Origin of the sequence: Bacillus sp. FSL W8-0519, from assembly GCF_038005585.1 — a bacterium.
GTDB classification, from domain to species: domain Bacteria; phylum Bacillota; class Bacilli; order Bacillales; family Bacillaceae_G; genus Bacillus_A; species Bacillus_A paranthracis.
Genome location: NZ_JBBOTL010000001.1, coordinates 2,343,673 through 2,360,651 on the forward strand (window position 1 = coordinate 2,343,673; position 16,979 = coordinate 2,360,651).

13 protein-coding genes and 1 riboswitch are annotated in these 16,979 nt (G+C 35.4%); of the genes, 9 read left to right on the forward strand and 4 right to left on the reverse strand.

Going from position 1 to position 16,979, the window contains the following annotated elements:
- Positions 1-12 precede the first annotated feature (12 nt).
- The 5 genes from NST14_RS12275 to NST14_RS12295 are packed head-to-tail and all read left to right on the forward strand — an operon-like array spanning position 13 to position 10,219.
- On the forward strand, positions 13-7,170 hold the full coding sequence (locus NST14_RS12275) for an amino acid adenylation domain-containing protein (protein ID WP_001133894.1): 7,158 nt from the start codon (positions 13-15) through the stop codon (positions 7,168-7,170).
- Positions 7,167-7,391, forward strand: coding sequence for an MbtH family protein (locus NST14_RS12280; RefSeq protein WP_000184064.1), 225 nt, complete (start codon positions 7,167-7,169; stop codon positions 7,389-7,391). The genes NST14_RS12275 and NST14_RS12280 overlap by 4 nt, the downstream gene beginning before the upstream one ends.
- Positions 7,391-8,833, forward strand: a complete 1,443-nt coding sequence (locus NST14_RS12285; protein WP_000644781.1) for an MDR family MFS transporter — start codon at positions 7,391-7,393, stop codon at positions 8,831-8,833. Before NST14_RS12280 ends, NST14_RS12285 begins: the two co-directional genes overlap by 1 nt.
- Before the next feature lie 58 nt (positions 8,834-8,891).
- Positions 8,892-9,641: a 4'-phosphopantetheinyl transferase Sfp gene (gene sfp / locus NST14_RS12290; RefSeq protein ID WP_000572990.1), complete on the forward strand. Its 750-nt coding sequence runs from the start codon at positions 8,892-8,894 to the stop codon at positions 9,639-9,641.
- 35 nt (positions 9,642-9,676) lie between these two features.
- Entirely contained in the window at positions 9,677-10,219 is a 543-nt protein-coding gene (locus tag NST14_RS12295) for a hypothetical protein (RefSeq protein ID WP_000959145.1), read from the forward strand.
- 37 nt (positions 10,220-10,256) lie between these two features.
- On the opposite strand, the gene NST14_RS12300 is transcribed toward NST14_RS12295, so the two are convergent.
- Complete coding sequence (locus NST14_RS12300; protein WP_001043907.1) at positions 10,257-10,529, reverse strand: HU family DNA-binding protein; 273 nt, start codon at positions 10,527-10,529, stop codon at positions 10,257-10,259.
- Positions 10,530-10,734: 205 nt separating this feature from the next.
- On the opposite strand from NST14_RS12300, the gene NST14_RS12305 reads away from it, so the two are divergent.
- Positions 10,735-11,502: a DUF3891 family protein gene (locus NST14_RS12305; RefSeq protein WP_000577265.1), complete on the forward strand. Its 768-nt coding sequence runs from the start codon at positions 10,735-10,737 to the stop codon at positions 11,500-11,502.
- 14 nt (positions 11,503-11,516) lie between these two features.
- Positions 11,517-12,041, forward strand: a complete 525-nt coding sequence (locus NST14_RS12310) for a DinB family protein (RefSeq protein ID WP_000666447.1) — start codon at positions 11,517-11,519, stop codon at positions 12,039-12,041.
- 100 nt (positions 12,042-12,141) lie between these two features.
- Here the strand turns inward: NST14_RS12310 and NST14_RS12315 are convergent, their stop codons facing one another.
- The 3 genes from NST14_RS12315 to NST14_RS12325 form a co-directional block, all read right to left on the reverse strand.
- Entirely contained in the window at positions 12,142-13,335 is a 1,194-nt protein-coding gene (locus tag NST14_RS12315) for a S8 family peptidase (RefSeq protein WP_000790931.1), read from the reverse strand.
- A gap of 232 nt (positions 13,336-13,567) precedes the next feature.
- Positions 13,568-14,935: an alanine/glycine:cation symporter family protein gene (locus tag NST14_RS12320; RefSeq protein WP_000451019.1), complete on the reverse strand. Its 1,368-nt coding sequence runs from the start codon at positions 14,933-14,935 to the stop codon at positions 13,568-13,570.
- Positions 14,936-15,042: 107 nt separating this feature from the next.
- A riboswitch (glycine riboswitch) is annotated at positions 15,043-15,162 on the reverse strand.
- A gap of 217 nt (positions 15,163-15,379) precedes the next feature.
- Complete coding sequence (locus tag NST14_RS12325; RefSeq protein WP_095842958.1) at positions 15,380-15,955, reverse strand: hypothetical protein; 576 nt, start codon at positions 15,953-15,955, stop codon at positions 15,380-15,382.
- A gap of 133 nt (positions 15,956-16,088) precedes the next feature.
- On the opposite strand from NST14_RS12325, the gene NST14_RS12330 reads away from it, so the two are divergent.
- Both NST14_RS12330 and NST14_RS12335 read left to right on the forward strand, forming a co-directional pair.
- A complete protein-coding gene (locus NST14_RS12330) occupies positions 16,089-16,433 on the forward strand; it encodes a hypothetical protein (RefSeq protein ID WP_113733087.1) in 345 nt (114 codons plus the stop codon).
- A gap of 148 nt (positions 16,434-16,581) precedes the next feature.
- Positions 16,582-16,968 (forward strand): DUF4440 domain-containing protein, encoded by a 387-nt coding sequence (locus NST14_RS12335; protein ID WP_000409890.1) that lies wholly within the window; start codon positions 16,582-16,584, stop codon positions 16,966-16,968.
- The last annotated feature ends 11 nt before the right edge of the window (positions 16,969-16,979 follow it).

The window sequence follows — 16,979 nt, forward strand, 5'->3', positions numbered from 1 at the left end:
GGGTAGTGAAGAATGCCTAATAGTCAAAAGATTCGTCATTCGTTATCATCTGCGCAGTCTGGTATGTGGTTTGCGCAACAATTAGATCCGCTTAATCCAATTTATAATACTGGGGAATATGTAGAAATAAACGGAAATATTCATCAAGACATTTTTGAATTAGCTGTACGTAAAGTTGTAATGGAAGCAGAAGCACTTCATGTTCGCTTCGAAGAGGATGAAATTGGCCCATGGCAAGTTATTGAAGAATCACAGTTTCATATGCATTTTATTGACGTTCGTAAAGAAGAAAATCCTGAAGAGGCTGCTAAAGCATGGATGAAAAATGATTTATCTATGCCAGTCGATTTGAAAAAAGATACTTTATTTATTGAAGCACTTATTCAAGTTGAAAATAATCGTTTCTTTTGGTATCAGCGCATCCATCACATTGTGATGGATGGCTATGGATTTTCACTTCTTAGCCAAAAGGTAGCGAATGAGTATACATCACTTATAGAAGAAACAAACAAGAATGAAAAGACATTTGGTTCTCTTGCAAAAGTTGTGCAAGAAGATATGGAGTATCGTGAGTCTAAACAATTTCAGGAAGATCGTGCTTTTTGGTTAGAAAAATTTGCGGATGAACCAGACGTTGTAAGTTTGGCAGAACGAGCACCGAGAACATCGAATGGATTTTTACGTGAAACAGCTTATTTATGTAGTTCTAGTACGAAAGCTTTACTAGAAAATATCAATATTTCGTTAACAAGTTGGCCGGAATTCATTGTCGCTGTAACAAGTATTTATATGCATAAATTAACAGGTGAAAATGATATTGTTTTAGGTTTACCGATGATGGGGCGTCTAGGTTCTGCATCTATTCATACACCGAGTATGGTAATGAATTTAGTACCACTTCGTCTTACTGTAACCCCAAATATAACTCTCGTAGAATTATTACAGCAAGTTTCTAAAGAAATCCGAGACGTACGTCGCCATCATAAATACCGTCATGAGGAATTAAGAAGAGACTTAAAGTTATTAGGTGAAAATCAAAGGTTATTTGGACCGTTAGTGAATGTTATGCCTTTTGATTACGGGCTTAACTTTGGTGGGAATCGTGGTATTACACATAATTTATCAGCAGGACCTGTCGATGATTTATCAATAAATGTATATAAACGTTTTGATCAAAATGAGCTAATGATTCATTTTGATGCGAATCCGGAAGTATATAATGGTGTGGAGCTAGCATTGCATAAAGAAAGATTTATGCAATTATTAGAATTAATGATAAATGCTTATCAAAAAGACGAGTCGATTGGAAAAATAAATATTACTCTTCCTGAAGAAAATCATAAAGTTTTATTGGAATGGAATGAAACTAAGGAAGCTGATAATTTAATCGCCCTACCTATACTATTTGAAAAACAAGTACAAAAAACTCCAAATAAAGTAGCAGTTACTTGTAACGGTGTAGATCTTACGTATAAAGAGTTAAATGAACGAGCGAATGAACTGGCGCACTATTTGGTAAAAGAAGGAATACGAGCAAATCAGTTTGTAGCTTTAGTATTTCCAAGATCAATAGAAATGGTAACTAGTATGCTAGCAGTTTTAAAGGCTGGTGCAGCGTATTTACCAATAGATCCAGAATACCCAGCTGAGCGAATAAATTATATAGTAAATGATGCAAAACCAGTTTGTATCATAACACATTCATCTGTTTCATCTAAGTTAGTTATAGAAAATGATATGAAAAAAATTGTATTAGATGACGAAGAAACGAAACTAGAATTACATACATATTCTCGTATGAATATAGAATGTAAGAATGATGTATCACTTTTAAACCCAGCCTATACAATATATACTTCAGGCTCAACGGGTAACCCAAAAGGTGTAATTGTTCCTATGAGAGGTTTAAGTAACTTTTTAATGGCTATGCAACAAAAGTTTTCGTTACATGAACATGATCATTTATTAGCAGTGACAACATTTGCGTTTGATATTTCTGCTCTAGAAATTTATTTACCTCTTATTAGTGGTGCAAGTTTAACAATTGCGCAAAAGGAAGACATTCAAGAGCCTTCTGCATTAACGACACTTTTACAGGAAGAAAGAGTGACCATTATGCAGGCTACACCGACGCTTTGGCAGGCGTTAGTAACTGATTATCCAGAGAAGCTACAAGGGCTAAACATACTAGTTGGTGGTGAAGCTCTTCCAACGCATTTAGCAAATAAATTAAAAGAATTAGGTTGTTCATTAACTAATTTATATGGACCAACTGAAACGACTATTTGGTCTACTGTCATGAACATCGATGAAAGGGAAAGTGGTATACCTCCTATTGGAAAGCCAATTTGGAATACAGACGTGTATGTATTAGATGCAGGTTTACAACCAGTTCCACCTGGAGTTATTGGTGAATTGTATATTGCAGGGGAAGGACTTGCAAGCGGATATTTAGGAAAACCGGAGTTAACAGCTGAACGGTTTGTTGCAAATCCTTATGGAAAACCAGGGCAGCGCATGTACCGTACAGGTGATTTAGTAAAATGGCGCAGTGATGGTGTTTTAGAGTACATGAACCGCGCAGATCATCAAATTAAAATTCGTGGTTTCCGAATTGAATTAGCTGAAATTGAAATGGTATTACAACGCCATGAAAATATTAAGCAAGCAGTGGTTATAGTACGAGAAGATCGTCCAAATGATAAACGAATCATTGCGTATATTGTTGCCGAAGAGAAGGAAACGATTCATCTTTCAGAAATTCGTTCTTATGTTTCAGAAAGTTTAGCGAATTATATGGTGCCATCAGCATTTGTATTGCTAGAAGAATTACCACTAACGCCAAATGGAAAGATTGATAGAAAGAAATTACCTGCTCCTGATTTTAATGGCATGAACAATGAGAGAGTTGCTAGAAATCCGAAAGAAGAAATATTATGTCATTTATTTGCAGAAGTACTTGGTGTTTCTCGCATTAGCATTGATGATAATTTCTTTGAAATGGGTGGACATTCGCTTCTTGCATCGCGTTTAATGGCAAGAATTCGTGAAACGTTAAGTGTCGAATTAGGAATTGGAAAACTATTTGAATCGCCAACTGTTGCTGAATTAGTGAAACAATTGGATCGAGCAAAAACTGCAAGACCAGCGATTAAGAAAGTAAGTAGGCCAAATGAAGTTCCACTTTCATTTGCACAGCGTAGACTATGGTTCTTACATTGTTTAGAAGGTCCAAGTCCTACTTATAATATTCCGTTAGTCATTCGTTTGTCTGGAAAGTTGAACGAGGGAGCATTACAAGGTGCCTTTTATGATGTAGTCGAGAAACATGAAACACTTAGAACAATTTTCCCTAACGTATTAGGTAGTTCCTACCAGGAAATTTTACATATGGAAAACTTAAATCTTGAAATGATTATAACAAATACATGTAAAAATGAATTAGAAAGTGTACTTGCGGAGGCTGTAAGATATAGCTTTAACCTCGATGTTGAACCAGCAGTTCGTTTGCAACTATTTACAGTGAATGAAAACGAACATGTATTACTAATTCTATTGCATCATATTGTAGGGGATGGCTGGTCGTTACAACCGTTGACGAGAGATTTTACAGCGGCGTATAAAGCGCGATGTCAAGGGAACAAAGTACAGCTGGAGACACTTCCAGTTCAATACGCAGATTATGCACTTTGGCAACAGCAATTGTTAGGGGATGAAACTACACAAGAAAGTCTCATTTCAACACAATTAGATTTTTGGAAGAAAGAGTTAAAGGGATTACCAGATCAATTGGAGTTACCTACAGATTATCAGCGTCCAATGGAAACGAGTTACAGAGGAGAAACAATTCATTTTCATATAGATGCAGGTATGCATAGTAGGTTAGTAGAGCTCGCACGGAAAAACGGAGTTAGTTTGTTTATGGTATTGCAAGCAGGACTAAGTGCGCTATTTACAAGATTAGGTGCAGGCACTGATATACCAATTGGAAGTCCGATTGCTGGAAGAAATGATGATGTACTTTCAGATATTGTTGGTTTATTTGTAAATACATTAGTGTTACGTACAAATACTTCAGGAGATCCAAGTTTTAAAGAATTATTAAATAGAGTGAAGCAGGCAAATCTTGCAGCTTATGAAAATCAAGATGTTCCATTTGAACGACTCGTTGAAGTGTTAAACCCGGTGCGTACTCGAAATAGTCATCCGCTATTTCAAGTTATGTTAGCTTTCCAAAATACGCCAGAAGCAATCTTTGATGTCCCGGATATAGAAACGAGCCTTGAAATTCAAAGTGTTGGCTCTGCGAAGTTTGATTTAACATTTGAAATTAGTGAGAGTCACGGGGTTGATGGTACTCCGAACGGTTTACATGGTTTACTAGAGTTTAGTACCGATTTATATAAACATGAAACGGTTCAAAAACTAATAGAACGATTCATTTTGTTATTAGATGATGCGGCGACAAATCCAGATCAATCCATTGGCAGATTAGAAATATTAACTTTAGCAGAGAAAAATACAGTGTTAGAAAAGTGGAATGGTGGTTTTCAAATTGCACCAGAAATGACATTGCCACAATTATTTGAAAAGCAGGTTCATATTAATCCAAATGCTATTGCTGTCGTCTTTGAAAATAAGAAATTAACTTATGAAGAGTTAAATAGAAAAGCAAATAAAATAGCTCGATTCCTAATAGCAAAAGGAATTGGTCCTGATCAACTCGTTGCTTTAGCGATGCCAAGATCATTAAACATGGTTGTAAGCTTATTAGCTGTTCTTAAAGCTGGTGCTGGATACCTTCCGTTAGATCCAGATTACCCAGCAGACCGTATTTCTTTTATGCTACACGATGCGAAACCATCATGTGTTTTAACGAATTCAGAAGTGGAAATTGAATGTAATGAGGCACTAAAAGTTTTAGTTGATAATGTAAAAGTAATAGAAGAAATTGAGAAACATAGTGAAGACAATATTGATGAAATGGAGCGCGTGAAGCCATTAACTCCATCACATATTGCTTACGTTATTTATACATCAGGTTCAACAGGTAGACCGAAAGGCGTTATGATACCTCATCAAAATGTAGTAAGACTTTTAGGAGCAACTGATCATTGGTTCCAGTTTGATGGAAACGATGTGTGGACGATGTTCCATTCATATGCTTTTGATTTCTCGGTTTGGGAAATTTGGGGACCTTTATTATACGGAGGGCGCTTAGTTGTAGTTCCACATACTGTAAGTCGCTCGCCGAAAGAATTTTTACAGCTTCTTGTTAAAGAAAAGGTAACTGTTTTAAACCAAACTCCATCAGCGTTCTATCAATTGATGCAAGCAGATCGTGAAAATAAAGAGATTGGCCAACAATTATCTTTACGATATGTTGTTTTTGGAGGTGAAGCACTTGAGCTAAGTCGATTAGAAGATTGGTATAGTCGACATCCTCATAACGCACCGAAGCTTATTAATATGTACGGTATTACTGAGACGACAGTACATGTTAGTTATATTGAGCTAGATGAGAGTACCGTTTCTTTACGAGCAAATAGTTTAATTGGGTGCAGTATACCTGATCTTAAAGTATACGTATTAGATCATTATTTACAACCAGTGCCACCTGGAGTAGTTGGAGAAATGTATGTTGCAGGTGCAGGGCTTGCTCGTGGATATTTAGGAAGGGCAGGTTTAACTGCAGAACGTTTTATTGCAGATCCATTTGGCAAGCCAGGTACAAGAATGTATCGTACTGGAGACTTAGCACGCTGGCGTCAAGATGGGACGCTAGATTATATAGGACGTGCAGATCATCAAATAAAAATTCGTGGATTCCGAATTGAATTAGGAGAAATAGAAGCGGTCATAATGAAACACCCTACAGTTGAGCAAGTAGCAGTTATTGTACGGGAAGATCAACCAGGGGATAAACGATTAGTTTCTTATATCGTCGCATCAAATAATGAAGCGATTGATACGAATGAAATGCGTCAGTTTGCTAGTGGTAGTTTACCAGATTATATGGTTCCATACGCTTTTGTAGTAGTAAATGAGTTCCCTTTAACTCCGAACGGTAAGTTAGATAGAAAGGCATTGCCAGCTCCAGAATTTATCGTATCATCTTCTAGTCGTGGACCAAGAACACCGCAAGAAGAAATGTTATGTGACTTGTTTACAGAAGTACTAAGTGTACCTCAAATTGGAATTGATGACGGATTCTTTGATTTAGGTGGTCATTCACTCCTTGCAGTGCAGCTTATGAGCCGTATTAAAGAAGCACTTGGGATCGAATTAAATATCGGAACTTTATTTGCAGCACCTACTGTTGCAGGCCTTGCTGAAAGACTTGAAGTGGGAAATGGACAAAGTGCACTCGATGTGTTGCTTCCGTTACGAGCAAGCGGAAACCAATTGCCACTATTTTGTGTACACCCAGCAGGTGGATTAAGTTGGTGCTATGCAGGACTTATGAAATCTTTAGGAACAGATTATCCAATCTACGGCGTGCAAGCACGTGGTATCGCTAAAAATGAAGAACTTCCAAGAAGTTTAGAGGAAATGGCAGCGGATTATTTAAAACACGTTCGTGAAGTACAGCCTCACGGACCATATCGTTTACTCGGTTGGTCGCTCGGAGGAAATGTTGTGCATGCAATGGCAGCGCAACTACAAAATGAAGGGGAAGAAGTAGAATTACTCGTTATGCTAGATTCTTATCCTGGTCACTTCCTACCGAATACGGAAGCGCCTACTGAAGAGGAAGCGTTAATCGCATTACTTGCTTTAGGCGGATATGACCCAGATAACATGGATGGTAAACCACTTACGATGGAGAGTGCAGTTGAAATCCTTCGTACAGATGGAAGTGCATTAGCAAGTCTTGAAGAAGAGACTATATTGAACTTGAAAGAAACATATGTAAATTCGGTAGGATTATTAGGGAGATACGTACCGAAAGTTTATAATGGAGATATTTTATTCTTTAGATCTACTGTTATACCAGACTGGTTTGATCCTATTTCTCCAAATACATGGCTAAATTATTTAGATGGGAAAATTGTGCAGCATGATATTGACTGTAGACATAAAGATCTATGTCAGCCAGGTCCACTTACGGAAATTGGACAAGTATTAGCGAAATATTTGCAGAATAAGAAAGGGGTAAGGAGAGTATGACGAATCCATTTGAAAATGATAATTACACATATAAAGTATTAATAAATGAGGAGGGCCAGTATTCTCTCTGGCCTGTCTTTCTTGATGTACCTATTGGGTGGAATGTCGTACATGAAGAAGCTAGCAGGCACGATTGCTTACAATATGTTGAAAATACCTGGACAGATTTGAATCCAAAAAGTAATCAAGCTGGTGAAAAAATAGTAGTAGGAAAACGATAATGAAAGCAAAAATAAATCCAAAAGTAGTTGTAAGCATCGTATATATAACAGCGATGTTTATGGCTGCCATGGACGCAACGATTGTAAATGTAGCACTGCAAACGATAAGTAAGGAACTGCAAGTGCCACCATCTGCTATGGGGACAGTTAATGTTGGATATTTAGTTAGCTTAGCTGTTTTCCTTCCGATTTCTGGTTGGTTAGGAGATCGATTCGGTACGAAAAGAGTATTTCTAGCTGCTCTTTTCGTATTTACAACCGCATCTGCGTTATGTGGGATAGCGAACGATATTACATCCTTGAATATTTTTCGTATTATTCAAGGTGCTGGTGGGGGGCTTTTAACACCAGTTGGGATGGCGATGTTATTCCGAACATTTTCACCAGAGGAAAGGCCGAAAATTTCTCGGTTTATTGTGTTGCCAATTGCTGTCGCACCGGCAGTAGGACCAATTATTGGTGGCTTTTTTGTAGATCAAATGTCTTGGCGCTGGGCATTTTATATTAATCTACCATTTGGAATTGTTGCATTGCTATTTGGACTTCTATTTTTAGCAGAGCATGTTGAAAAATCAGCTGGTCGCTTTGATTCTCTCGGCTTTATTTTATCAGCACCAGGATTTGCGATGCTCATATATGCACTCAGCCAGGGACCGTCAAAAGGGTGGATTTCTCCAGAAATTATGAGTACTGGGATAGCTGGGGTTGTATTCATTACATTGTTTATAATCGTAGAACTGAAAGTAAAGCAACCGATGTTAGATTTACGCTTATTAAAAGAACCAGTCTTTAGAAAGATGAGCCTTATTTCATTATTTTCATCAGCTGGTTTACTAGGAATGTTATTTGTTTTTCCGCTTATGTATCAAAATGTAATAGGAGCATCCGCACTGGAATCAGGTCTTACTACATTCCCAGAGGCCATTGGATTAATGATATCGTCACAGATTGTGCCATGGTCATATAAGAAATTAGGAGCTCGTAAGGTAATTTCTATAGGGTTAATTTGTACGGCGATTATCTTTATTTTATTAAGTTTTGTAAATCACGATACGAACCCTTGGCAAATACGGGTATTATTGTTTGGCATAGGTATTTTCTTAGGCCAATCAGTTGGAGCAGTTCAATTTTCTGCATTTAACAATATAACGCCGCCTTCTATGGGGAGAGCAACTACTATATTTAATGTGCAAAATCGATTAGGTTCAGCGATAGGAGTTGCTGTTTTAGCTAGTATACTAGCCGGTTTTGGAAATAGCAGTGTGCAACATAATACTCATTCAGATTTATTGCCATATCAAGCAGCATTAATTGGATCAGCAATATTTTTACTCGTAGCATTACTATTTTCTTTACGTATTTCTGATAAAGAGGTAATGTCAAAAAAGAAGAAAAAACCGTTACCTGTATTACAAAAAGAGAAAGAAGTTGTAAATGAATAAGTTTGAAAATGGTCTTTTGAAATAAAATGATATTGGTATTTAGAAGGAGAGAGTTTACATGATAGAAAGTAAAGTTGTAGATTCTATACCGATTTTGAATGAGAATGATTGTCAAATATGGTGGGGAAGAATTTCGGATTTACAATCATGGCATTACAATTTACTAAATGATGTTGAACGAGAGAAAGCAAATTCATATCATCATTCGGCAGATCGTGCTCGTTTTATAATCGGTTGTGTAATTAGTAGATTAGTTCTAGGTAAAATACTTTCTATGTCACCAGTTCAAGTGCCAATTGATAGGCTGTGCCCAGTATGTAAGTTACAACATGGTAGACCACAATTACCAGAGGGGATGCCGCAGTTATCGGTTTCACATTCGGGTGAGTGGGTTGTAGTTGCATTTACAAAGTCTGCACCTGTAGGCGTTGATGTTGAACAAATGAATCCAGATGTTGATGTTATGAAAATGGTAGAAGGCGTATTAACCGACATTGAAATAGCGCAAGTTATGAAGTTGCCAAATGAACAAAAAATAGAAGGTTTTTTAACATATTGGACTAGAAAGGAAGCTGTGCTCAAAGCGACAGGTGAAGGTCTAATGATTCCACCAGTGGATATTACTATATCAGCTCCAAATGATCCTCCAAACTTGTTAGTTTTTCAGGATAGACAAGAGTTAGTAGAAAATACAGTGATGAGAGATTTAAGGCCAAGTATAGATTATATAGCTTCAATTGCAATATGTAGTAAAGAAGTCACCGAAATCATACAGCTGGATGCAGTAGCGCTTTTAAATGATAAATAAGTTTAATTAAATATTTTATAGAAGAGGTGTTCCTCATGCTAGTAGCGGAAAATAGAACAAATGAATCCACTTATAATGTACAAGCAATTAAAAATATTTTATTTTCTGGAGATACATCATCTATTCATGCTTTAGAAAAGTTATTGAATGATACAGTTCAGTTTGATGTTCTAGAACAAGAGGTGCTGGATAGACAGTATATCCCGAAAGAAGCAAAGAGTTTCTTTGATAAAAACGGAACATTTCTTTACCGTGTATCCAATATTAGTTATAAAGGGAAAGTATTATCTGAAAATCTCATTTTTGCGGATACCTCGTTTTTACCAAATACAATAAAGAGGGAGCTAGAGAGTGGAAACATTCCAGTTGAAAAACTTATAGAAAAGATGGAAGTAAGAAGGAACGTATTATATGAAGGATATCAGCCTTCTGGGAATATTATTGAATTATTTGATGGATGCTCTGTTTCGGCGCATGTGTATCCAACAAGAAAATATCAAATTGTAAGTAACTGCAGATGCATATTTTATATTTGCGAGGTGTATCATGCAGAAAATATAAAGCAATTACTAAATTAAAACAAGAAACCAGCCTATAAAATGGCTGGTTTCTTGTTTATTTCACAGCTTCTTTTAACTCTTTACCTGCTTTAAATGCAGGAACTTTACCAGCAGCGATTTGAATTTCTTCGCCGGTTTGTGGATTACGTCCTGTACGAGCAGATCTTTCACGCACTTCAAAAGTTCCAAAGCCGATTAATTGAACTTTATCGCCAGACTGTAATGCAGTAGCAATTGTGTCAAATACAGATTGTACAGCTGCAGAAGCATCCTTTTGAGAAATATCAGCTGATTGTGCGACATTTTTAATTAATTCTGTTTTGTTCATGTTTTCACCTCATAAAAAAATTTTTTGGAATGAATGATTTAGTATAATAGATAGTAAAGATAAAGCTATTTATATTGTTAGAAAGAATGCTATATAGTTATGTTAATTTCGTTGCAAGAAACTGAATCCCTGCTAATATTTAGGGATTAATTAAGAATTGATGCATAGAAAACGCTGTAATATGAGGATGAGGGGGAGTATACAGATGATTTTTCGTGAAAAGGATGAGAAAGAAAGTATATTAATTCGTCAACATGATCATGGTTTTTTAGCTGGAGAGATTGCGAAGCATATAAAAGAAGATTTTTTTGAAGATGAAACATATTTAAAAGAGACAATTGATGCAATATATGAGCATGATAGAGGATGGATAGAACTTGATAAAGTACCAATTTTAAATGATGCTAAAAATATTCCATATACTTTTATGGATTGTCCAAGTTCATTACGCTTTGTCTTTTATACGATTGGTTTGAATGAAATTGAAGATGCCAATCCATACGGAGCATTACTTTGTAGTAAGCATTTTTTATCATTTCCATTAAATGAGGAAGATGAAGAAATGATGTCATTTTATACAGGGGAATTGGAACGACAAAAAAGAATATTGACGACGCTAACAAAAGAGCAATTTGTGATGTTCGATAAGCATTATAGATTATTAAAGTTTTGCGATGAACTTTCTTTATATGTCTGTATGAATAAACCGGGTGTAGAAAAGGAAGAGGAAATTGATTTGTTTAAAGATGGTTTTGAAGGAACAGAAATGTTTAATAGTAAGGAGGAGAAACCTATACAAGCTGAATGGGTGGACAAGGAAACAATTCGGATTACACCGTTTCCATTTCAAACGGAATTTCATACGTATGTAAAATATAAAACTATAAATAAACAAGAAATTGAAGAAAAAGGAATTGCAAAAGCTGATAGAGAATCAGAAATAAAGAAACAAACTATTCGTTTCATACAATAAGGAGGCGATTTCGATTGAAAGAGTACATGTTAAAACAAGTGGATTACCATGCTTGGGCTAATCTACGATTATTCAATCGACTAAAAGAATTACCAAACTATGAGACGATTTTTACTGAACAGATGCAGAGTGTATTTCCATCAATCAAGGATACGTTTGCCCATATTTATATTACAGATCAAGTGTGGTTACACATATTGCATGGTAAAAGTATGAATGAAGCAATACAAGGCCGAGAAGATTTACGAAAACAAATGGAAAACAAATCGTTACATGAATTAGAAAAAATGTTTGAAAACATGGCAGATCAATATAAAGACTTTTTAAGTACAATACAAGATGTGAATGCTGTATTTGTTATCGAGAATCCATATGTAGGAAAATTAGAAACTTCAATTTTAGAGTTAGTACAACATGTCGTAAATCATGGTACATATCATAGAGGAAATATAACAGCGATGATTCGTCAACTTGGTCATTCGTCGACAATGATGGATTTTGTTCTGTATTTACATATGGTTAAAAAGCAGGGAGAGTAATATAGTTTATAAGAAGGAGAGGCTTTAGTTGTAGAAGTCTCTCCTTCTATTTTATTCCGCATGAATGGTAGATCAACTGATTAAAGTTTTACTTTATTTCTTAAGAAGCTTTATTTTCTTGTAATTGCTTCGCATATTGTACAGCTTTATATGCATTGACTCTACCGTTTTTCCAGTACGTACCTGTACCAGTAATTTTATCAGAAGTTGACTCAATAATTTGGCGAATTTGTGTATTGCTATATCCTTGATTTGCTAAAAGAGCAGCAACTCCTGCGACATGAGGTGTTGCCATAGATGTACCACTTAATGATTGATACGTGCTTCCTTTATAAGTAGAATATATATTTGAACCTGGTGCTGCAACATCAACCCAGCTACCATAAGTAGAAAATGAAGATTTCTTATCTAATTGGTCTGTAGAAGCAACTGCAATTACTTCGCTGTAATAAGCAGGGTAATTAGCTTTTGTATTTCCAGCATTTCCAGCAGCTGCAACTATAACAGAGCCTTTATTCCATGCATATTGAACGGCCTGTTGTAATGCAGTACCACCATTTGGAGCTCCTAAACTTAAACTAATTACTTTTGCACCCGAATCAGCAGCTTCTCGAATACCTTGCGCTACAGCATCGAGAGTACCACTTCCTTGATTATCTAATACGCGAACAGCATAAATGGAAGTTTGTGGGGCAACACCAGCAATTCCGACGCTGTTATTCGTAAGTGCTCCAGTAATTCCAGCGCAATGTGTACCATGACCATTCCCATCATCAGATGTATTGTCGTTATCAACATAATCATGCCCGTAAATTACTTTCGAAGCCAAATCAGGGTGTGAGCCTTGAACTCCTGTATCAATAATGGCTACTTTTACACCAGGATCACTTCGTTGGCTATCCCAAGCTTGTGGAGCTTGAATTTTTTGTAATCCATATTGATTTTTAAAATATGGGTCGTTTGGAGTCCAAAAGGCGTGAACGTAATAATTCGGTTCTGCATATTCCACATCTGGATTATTTTTATAACTCTTTATTTTTTCTTTTACAGTACCTTTTGAAAATTGAACGACTTCAAAACCTAACTTATCATCTTTAGATAAGACATTAGCTCCGACAGATTTATGAAAAGATTGCACATTACTTAAAGATGCATTTTGCTTGAACTTAACGATTAATTGGTTAGGAACGTAATCAGTAGATGATGTTTCAGCGCTTGAAGTATTCGTGTTAAAGAAGAAACCACCAATAATAAAAGACAAAACAGATAGGAAAACAATGATTTTGTTTTTCAAAAGATTTTTCCTCCCTTTTCTTGGATGAGTTTTTCAGCGACACTTTAATGTCGCATTCCTTTTCAACTATATAGTTAGACCATACGATTTATGACATTTATGTGAAAAACTTTTGGAGGAATAAAAAGGAGTAAACATTGATATAAATATATTTTTAATGATAGTAATAAAGTAAAAGAGGGGATGAAAAAAGGAATGCTCATCATGTATGAGTCATTCCTTTTTTCATAGATTAACTTGCCTGTTTTTTATTATTTTCTTTCAATTTCTCTGCTTGTAAAAAGCGATTCGTTTCAGCAACAACAATACCACTTAACCCAATAAGACCAATTAAGTTTGGAATCGCCATAAGTCCATTTGCAATATCCGCAAATGTCCATACGATGCCTAATTTTAAATTCGCACCAATAGCAATCATGACAATAAAGATTGCTTTATAATATTTAACAGCACTTTCTCCAAATAAATAAGCCACGCATTTCTCACCGTAATACGACCAGCCTAAAATAGTAGAGTAGGCGAATAAAATAATTGCGATACCAAGAATCATACTACCAGCAGTACCGAATACAGATTGAAACGCAAGTGTTGTAGCTTCAACCCCAGTTTTACCAGACTTCCATGCACCTGTAGTAATTAATACTAGCCCTGTAATTGTACATACAATAAACGTATCTAGAAAAGTACCAGTCATTGAAACTAAAGCTTGCTTTGCAGGGGAATCAGTTTTTGCAGCCGCCGCGGCAATAGGGGCACTCCCTAAACCAGCTTCGTTCGCAAATACGCCGCGCGCCATTCCAATTTGAATAGCTGATGCAACTGTTGCACCGATAAAACCACCAGCAGCTGCAGTACCATTAAACGCACCAGAAAAAATAAGTGAAAATGCTTCAGGAATTTGATCGTAGTGATAGAAAATAATGATAAGACCAGCAATGATATAAAAGAAAGCTTTAATAGGAACAACATATCCTGTTACTTTCCCAATTTTTTTTACACCGCCTAAAATAACGATAGCGATTAAAAATGACATTACTATACCAGTTAAAGCAGGAGGGAAAGAGAAATTAATTCGCATTGCCTCTGCAACTGAATTAGATTGCACCATATTCCCGATACCGAAAGAAGCAGTTGTACCGAATATAGCAAATAAAACTGCAAGCCACTTCTTACCTAAACCACGTTCTAAATAGTACATTGGTCCACCTGAATATTCACCATTTTCATTACTAACACGGTATTTCACCGCAAGAATTGCTTCGGCATATTTTGTTGCCATACCAAACAAAGCAGTAATCCACATCCAAAAGATGGCACCAGGTCCACCAATCGTCACAGCAGTTGCAACACCAGCTATATTTCCCATACCAATCGTTGCCGCCATAGCTGTCATAAGTGCTTGGAAGTGGCTAATATCTCCAGAGGAAGATGTATCTTCTGATTTTTTAAAAGCTAGTTTGTGAGCGTATAATAGTTTACTAAACTGTAAACCTTTTAAACGCACTGTGAGAATAATACCAGTACCAACGAGTAACAACAACGTTGGTAATCCCCACACATAGTGATTGATTTGTTCTAATACTTTACTTACTGTCTCCATCTTTATTCTCCTTTTTTAGAAAAAATAAAAACCACTTCAAGTAAATGAAATGGCCTCTGGAGAAACAAGGGATAGAAAAATAAACCGATACAAATCGGCATTTTCTTTCGCTTGTCTCTGTCCTTTTACCTGAGAGATTATCCGCTATAGTAGCGGATTTGCTCCTTCGGTGCTCGTTTTCCTCCGCGCTATTTAAAGCGGGAGGGAGTCTCTCCAGAGATTCGTCCCCATGCAGTTCTACTTGTAAACAAGACCTGAGAGTTTCAAAGTCGGTTAACAACTTTTTGCCCCGTCGGTAGATCAATAGACCTTCTCCTGAATGGTTCATCCGAATTATAAAATTAATAACCTATACGAATTGAATGTGTATAGAATCAATAAAAACATTATAGATATACAATTAATGAAATGCAATCATTTTTTATTTTAAAATAGTAAAGAATTCTATTTTTTCGAAAGTCCTAATTTCTCTTCAACTTCAGTTAAAGTAGATAAAGCGATGACAATATGTTGATCTGCAAGCCCTAAAGCATGTTTCGTATTTTCAATTGTTGCACTGTTTGGAGTAGAGTTAGTGGCTCCGTCTATAATTAAATCTGCCGCGTTTTTCATAAATTTAGAAGCAGCCTTAAATTCAGTTGTGAAATAAAGAAGTTGTTCTTGTATTTGTACTTCTGATATATCTTCTTTAATTTTCAAAATGTCTATTTCATTCATAATGTTTTCATATTGTTTTGAAACAGCATTCATTGTAACTAATAGTTTATCTCTGTCTACTGAATCACCGTTCGTGTTAATCTCTTCCCAAGCAGGCAACCAATCTTTTTCGATGATATCATTATAATTAGTAGTCAATTCATCGATTTTAGGTTGTAATTTAGTTTTGAAAATTTTTGTATCCACTGTTTCTACAGTTGCTTTTTCATTGTTATTTTTCACATTAGTAACATAGAAAATCATACCGAAAATGATGAAAATAGAAATAATAACTGACAATTTAGTAAAAAGTAATTTCTGCAATATGTAACGCCTCCAAAATTTAAAAACTTATAATTATAATATATAACAATGATGTTGTTTAAAGTAGAGAAAATTAAGTTGGAAAGTATATAAATTATTTATTTTATATACGTAAATAATTAAAGTTGGTAAAATAATGAAAGTTATATACGAGAAAAGAGGGTTTTTAGTGAAAATGAATAGAAGAAAACTAGTTTCAAGTATTTCAATGGCTATGTTATTAGTTGGTTTAATTACATTCATATTTATGAATAAAGAATCTAAAATTAAAGGTTTTCCAGTACCAATGTCAGCAATTCATATTAACGATGATAATGAAGAGGACTATCAATATATAAGTGTAGTGCCTATTACAAAGGCAAATGGATGGGAGAACTTAGGAGAAAACGGGCATACTGTTAGTTTTAAAAAAGGTGAGCGGAAAGTAACAGTATTACATTATCCGGGAGAACTTACGTATTATTTATTTGAAAAGTAAATGGAATGCCCCATAAACAATGAGGTTTCCCTAAGTTGTTTATGGTTATTTGTATTTTTAAAAAGAGGTTCAATCTATAAATAAGAAGGTGTTTTGTTTTATAAAAGAGAATAAAAATCGTATAGGAAAATAAAAGGAGATATATTCAATGGAGAAAGAAGCAATACGTGCGGTTGAGGAATATCGTAAAGATTTAAATGCTGGTAACATTGAGAAAATAAATAGTTGGGTATCAGATGATTTTATAGGTTACTTTGGGTATTACAGTGATAGAGACTATGAAGTATACCGAGGCGCTACATATAAAGAAGATAATATTGAAACATTAAAAAGTTATGAAGGACAAAAACCTTATTGGAAATATAAAGATCTAACACATATTTTAAGAACAGAGAATGAACTGATTTTATCTGCAATTGTAGATTTTTATTTGCAAGATAAAAAAGTAGCATCAGTTTTAGCGATGGAAGTTTTTAAGAAAGAAATGGCTGGGTGGAAGTTATGTAGACAGCATATGGAAAGATATGCGTTATAATTTGAAAAATA

Coding starts and splice junctions, on each gene's coding strand:
- NST14_RS12275 (WP_001133894.1), top strand. CDS start 13: ATGCCTAATAGTCAAAAGATTCGTCATTCGTTATCATCTGCGCAGTCT.
- NST14_RS12280 (WP_000184064.1), top strand. CDS start 7,167: ATGACGAATCCATTTGAAAATGATAATTACACATATAAAGTATTAATA.
- NST14_RS12285 (WP_000644781.1), top strand. CDS start 7,391: ATGAAAGCAAAAATAAATCCAAAAGTAGTTGTAAGCATCGTATATATA.
- sfp (WP_000572990.1), top strand. CDS start 8,892: ATGATAGAAAGTAAAGTTGTAGATTCTATACCGATTTTGAATGAGAAT.
- NST14_RS12295 (WP_000959145.1), top strand. CDS start 9,677: ATGCTAGTAGCGGAAAATAGAACAAATGAATCCACTTATAATGTACAA.
- NST14_RS12300 (WP_001043907.1), bottom strand. CDS start 10,529: ATGAACAAAACAGAATTAATTAAAAATGTCGCACAATCAGCTGATATT.
- NST14_RS12305 (WP_000577265.1), top strand. CDS start 10,735: ATGATTTTTCGTGAAAAGGATGAGAAAGAAAGTATATTAATTCGTCAA.
- NST14_RS12320 (WP_000451019.1), bottom strand. CDS start 14,935: ATGGAGACAGTAAGTAAAGTATTAGAACAAATCAATCACTATGTGTGG.
- NST14_RS12335 (WP_000409890.1), top strand. CDS start 16,582: ATGGAGAAAGAAGCAATACGTGCGGTTGAGGAATATCGTAAAGATTTA.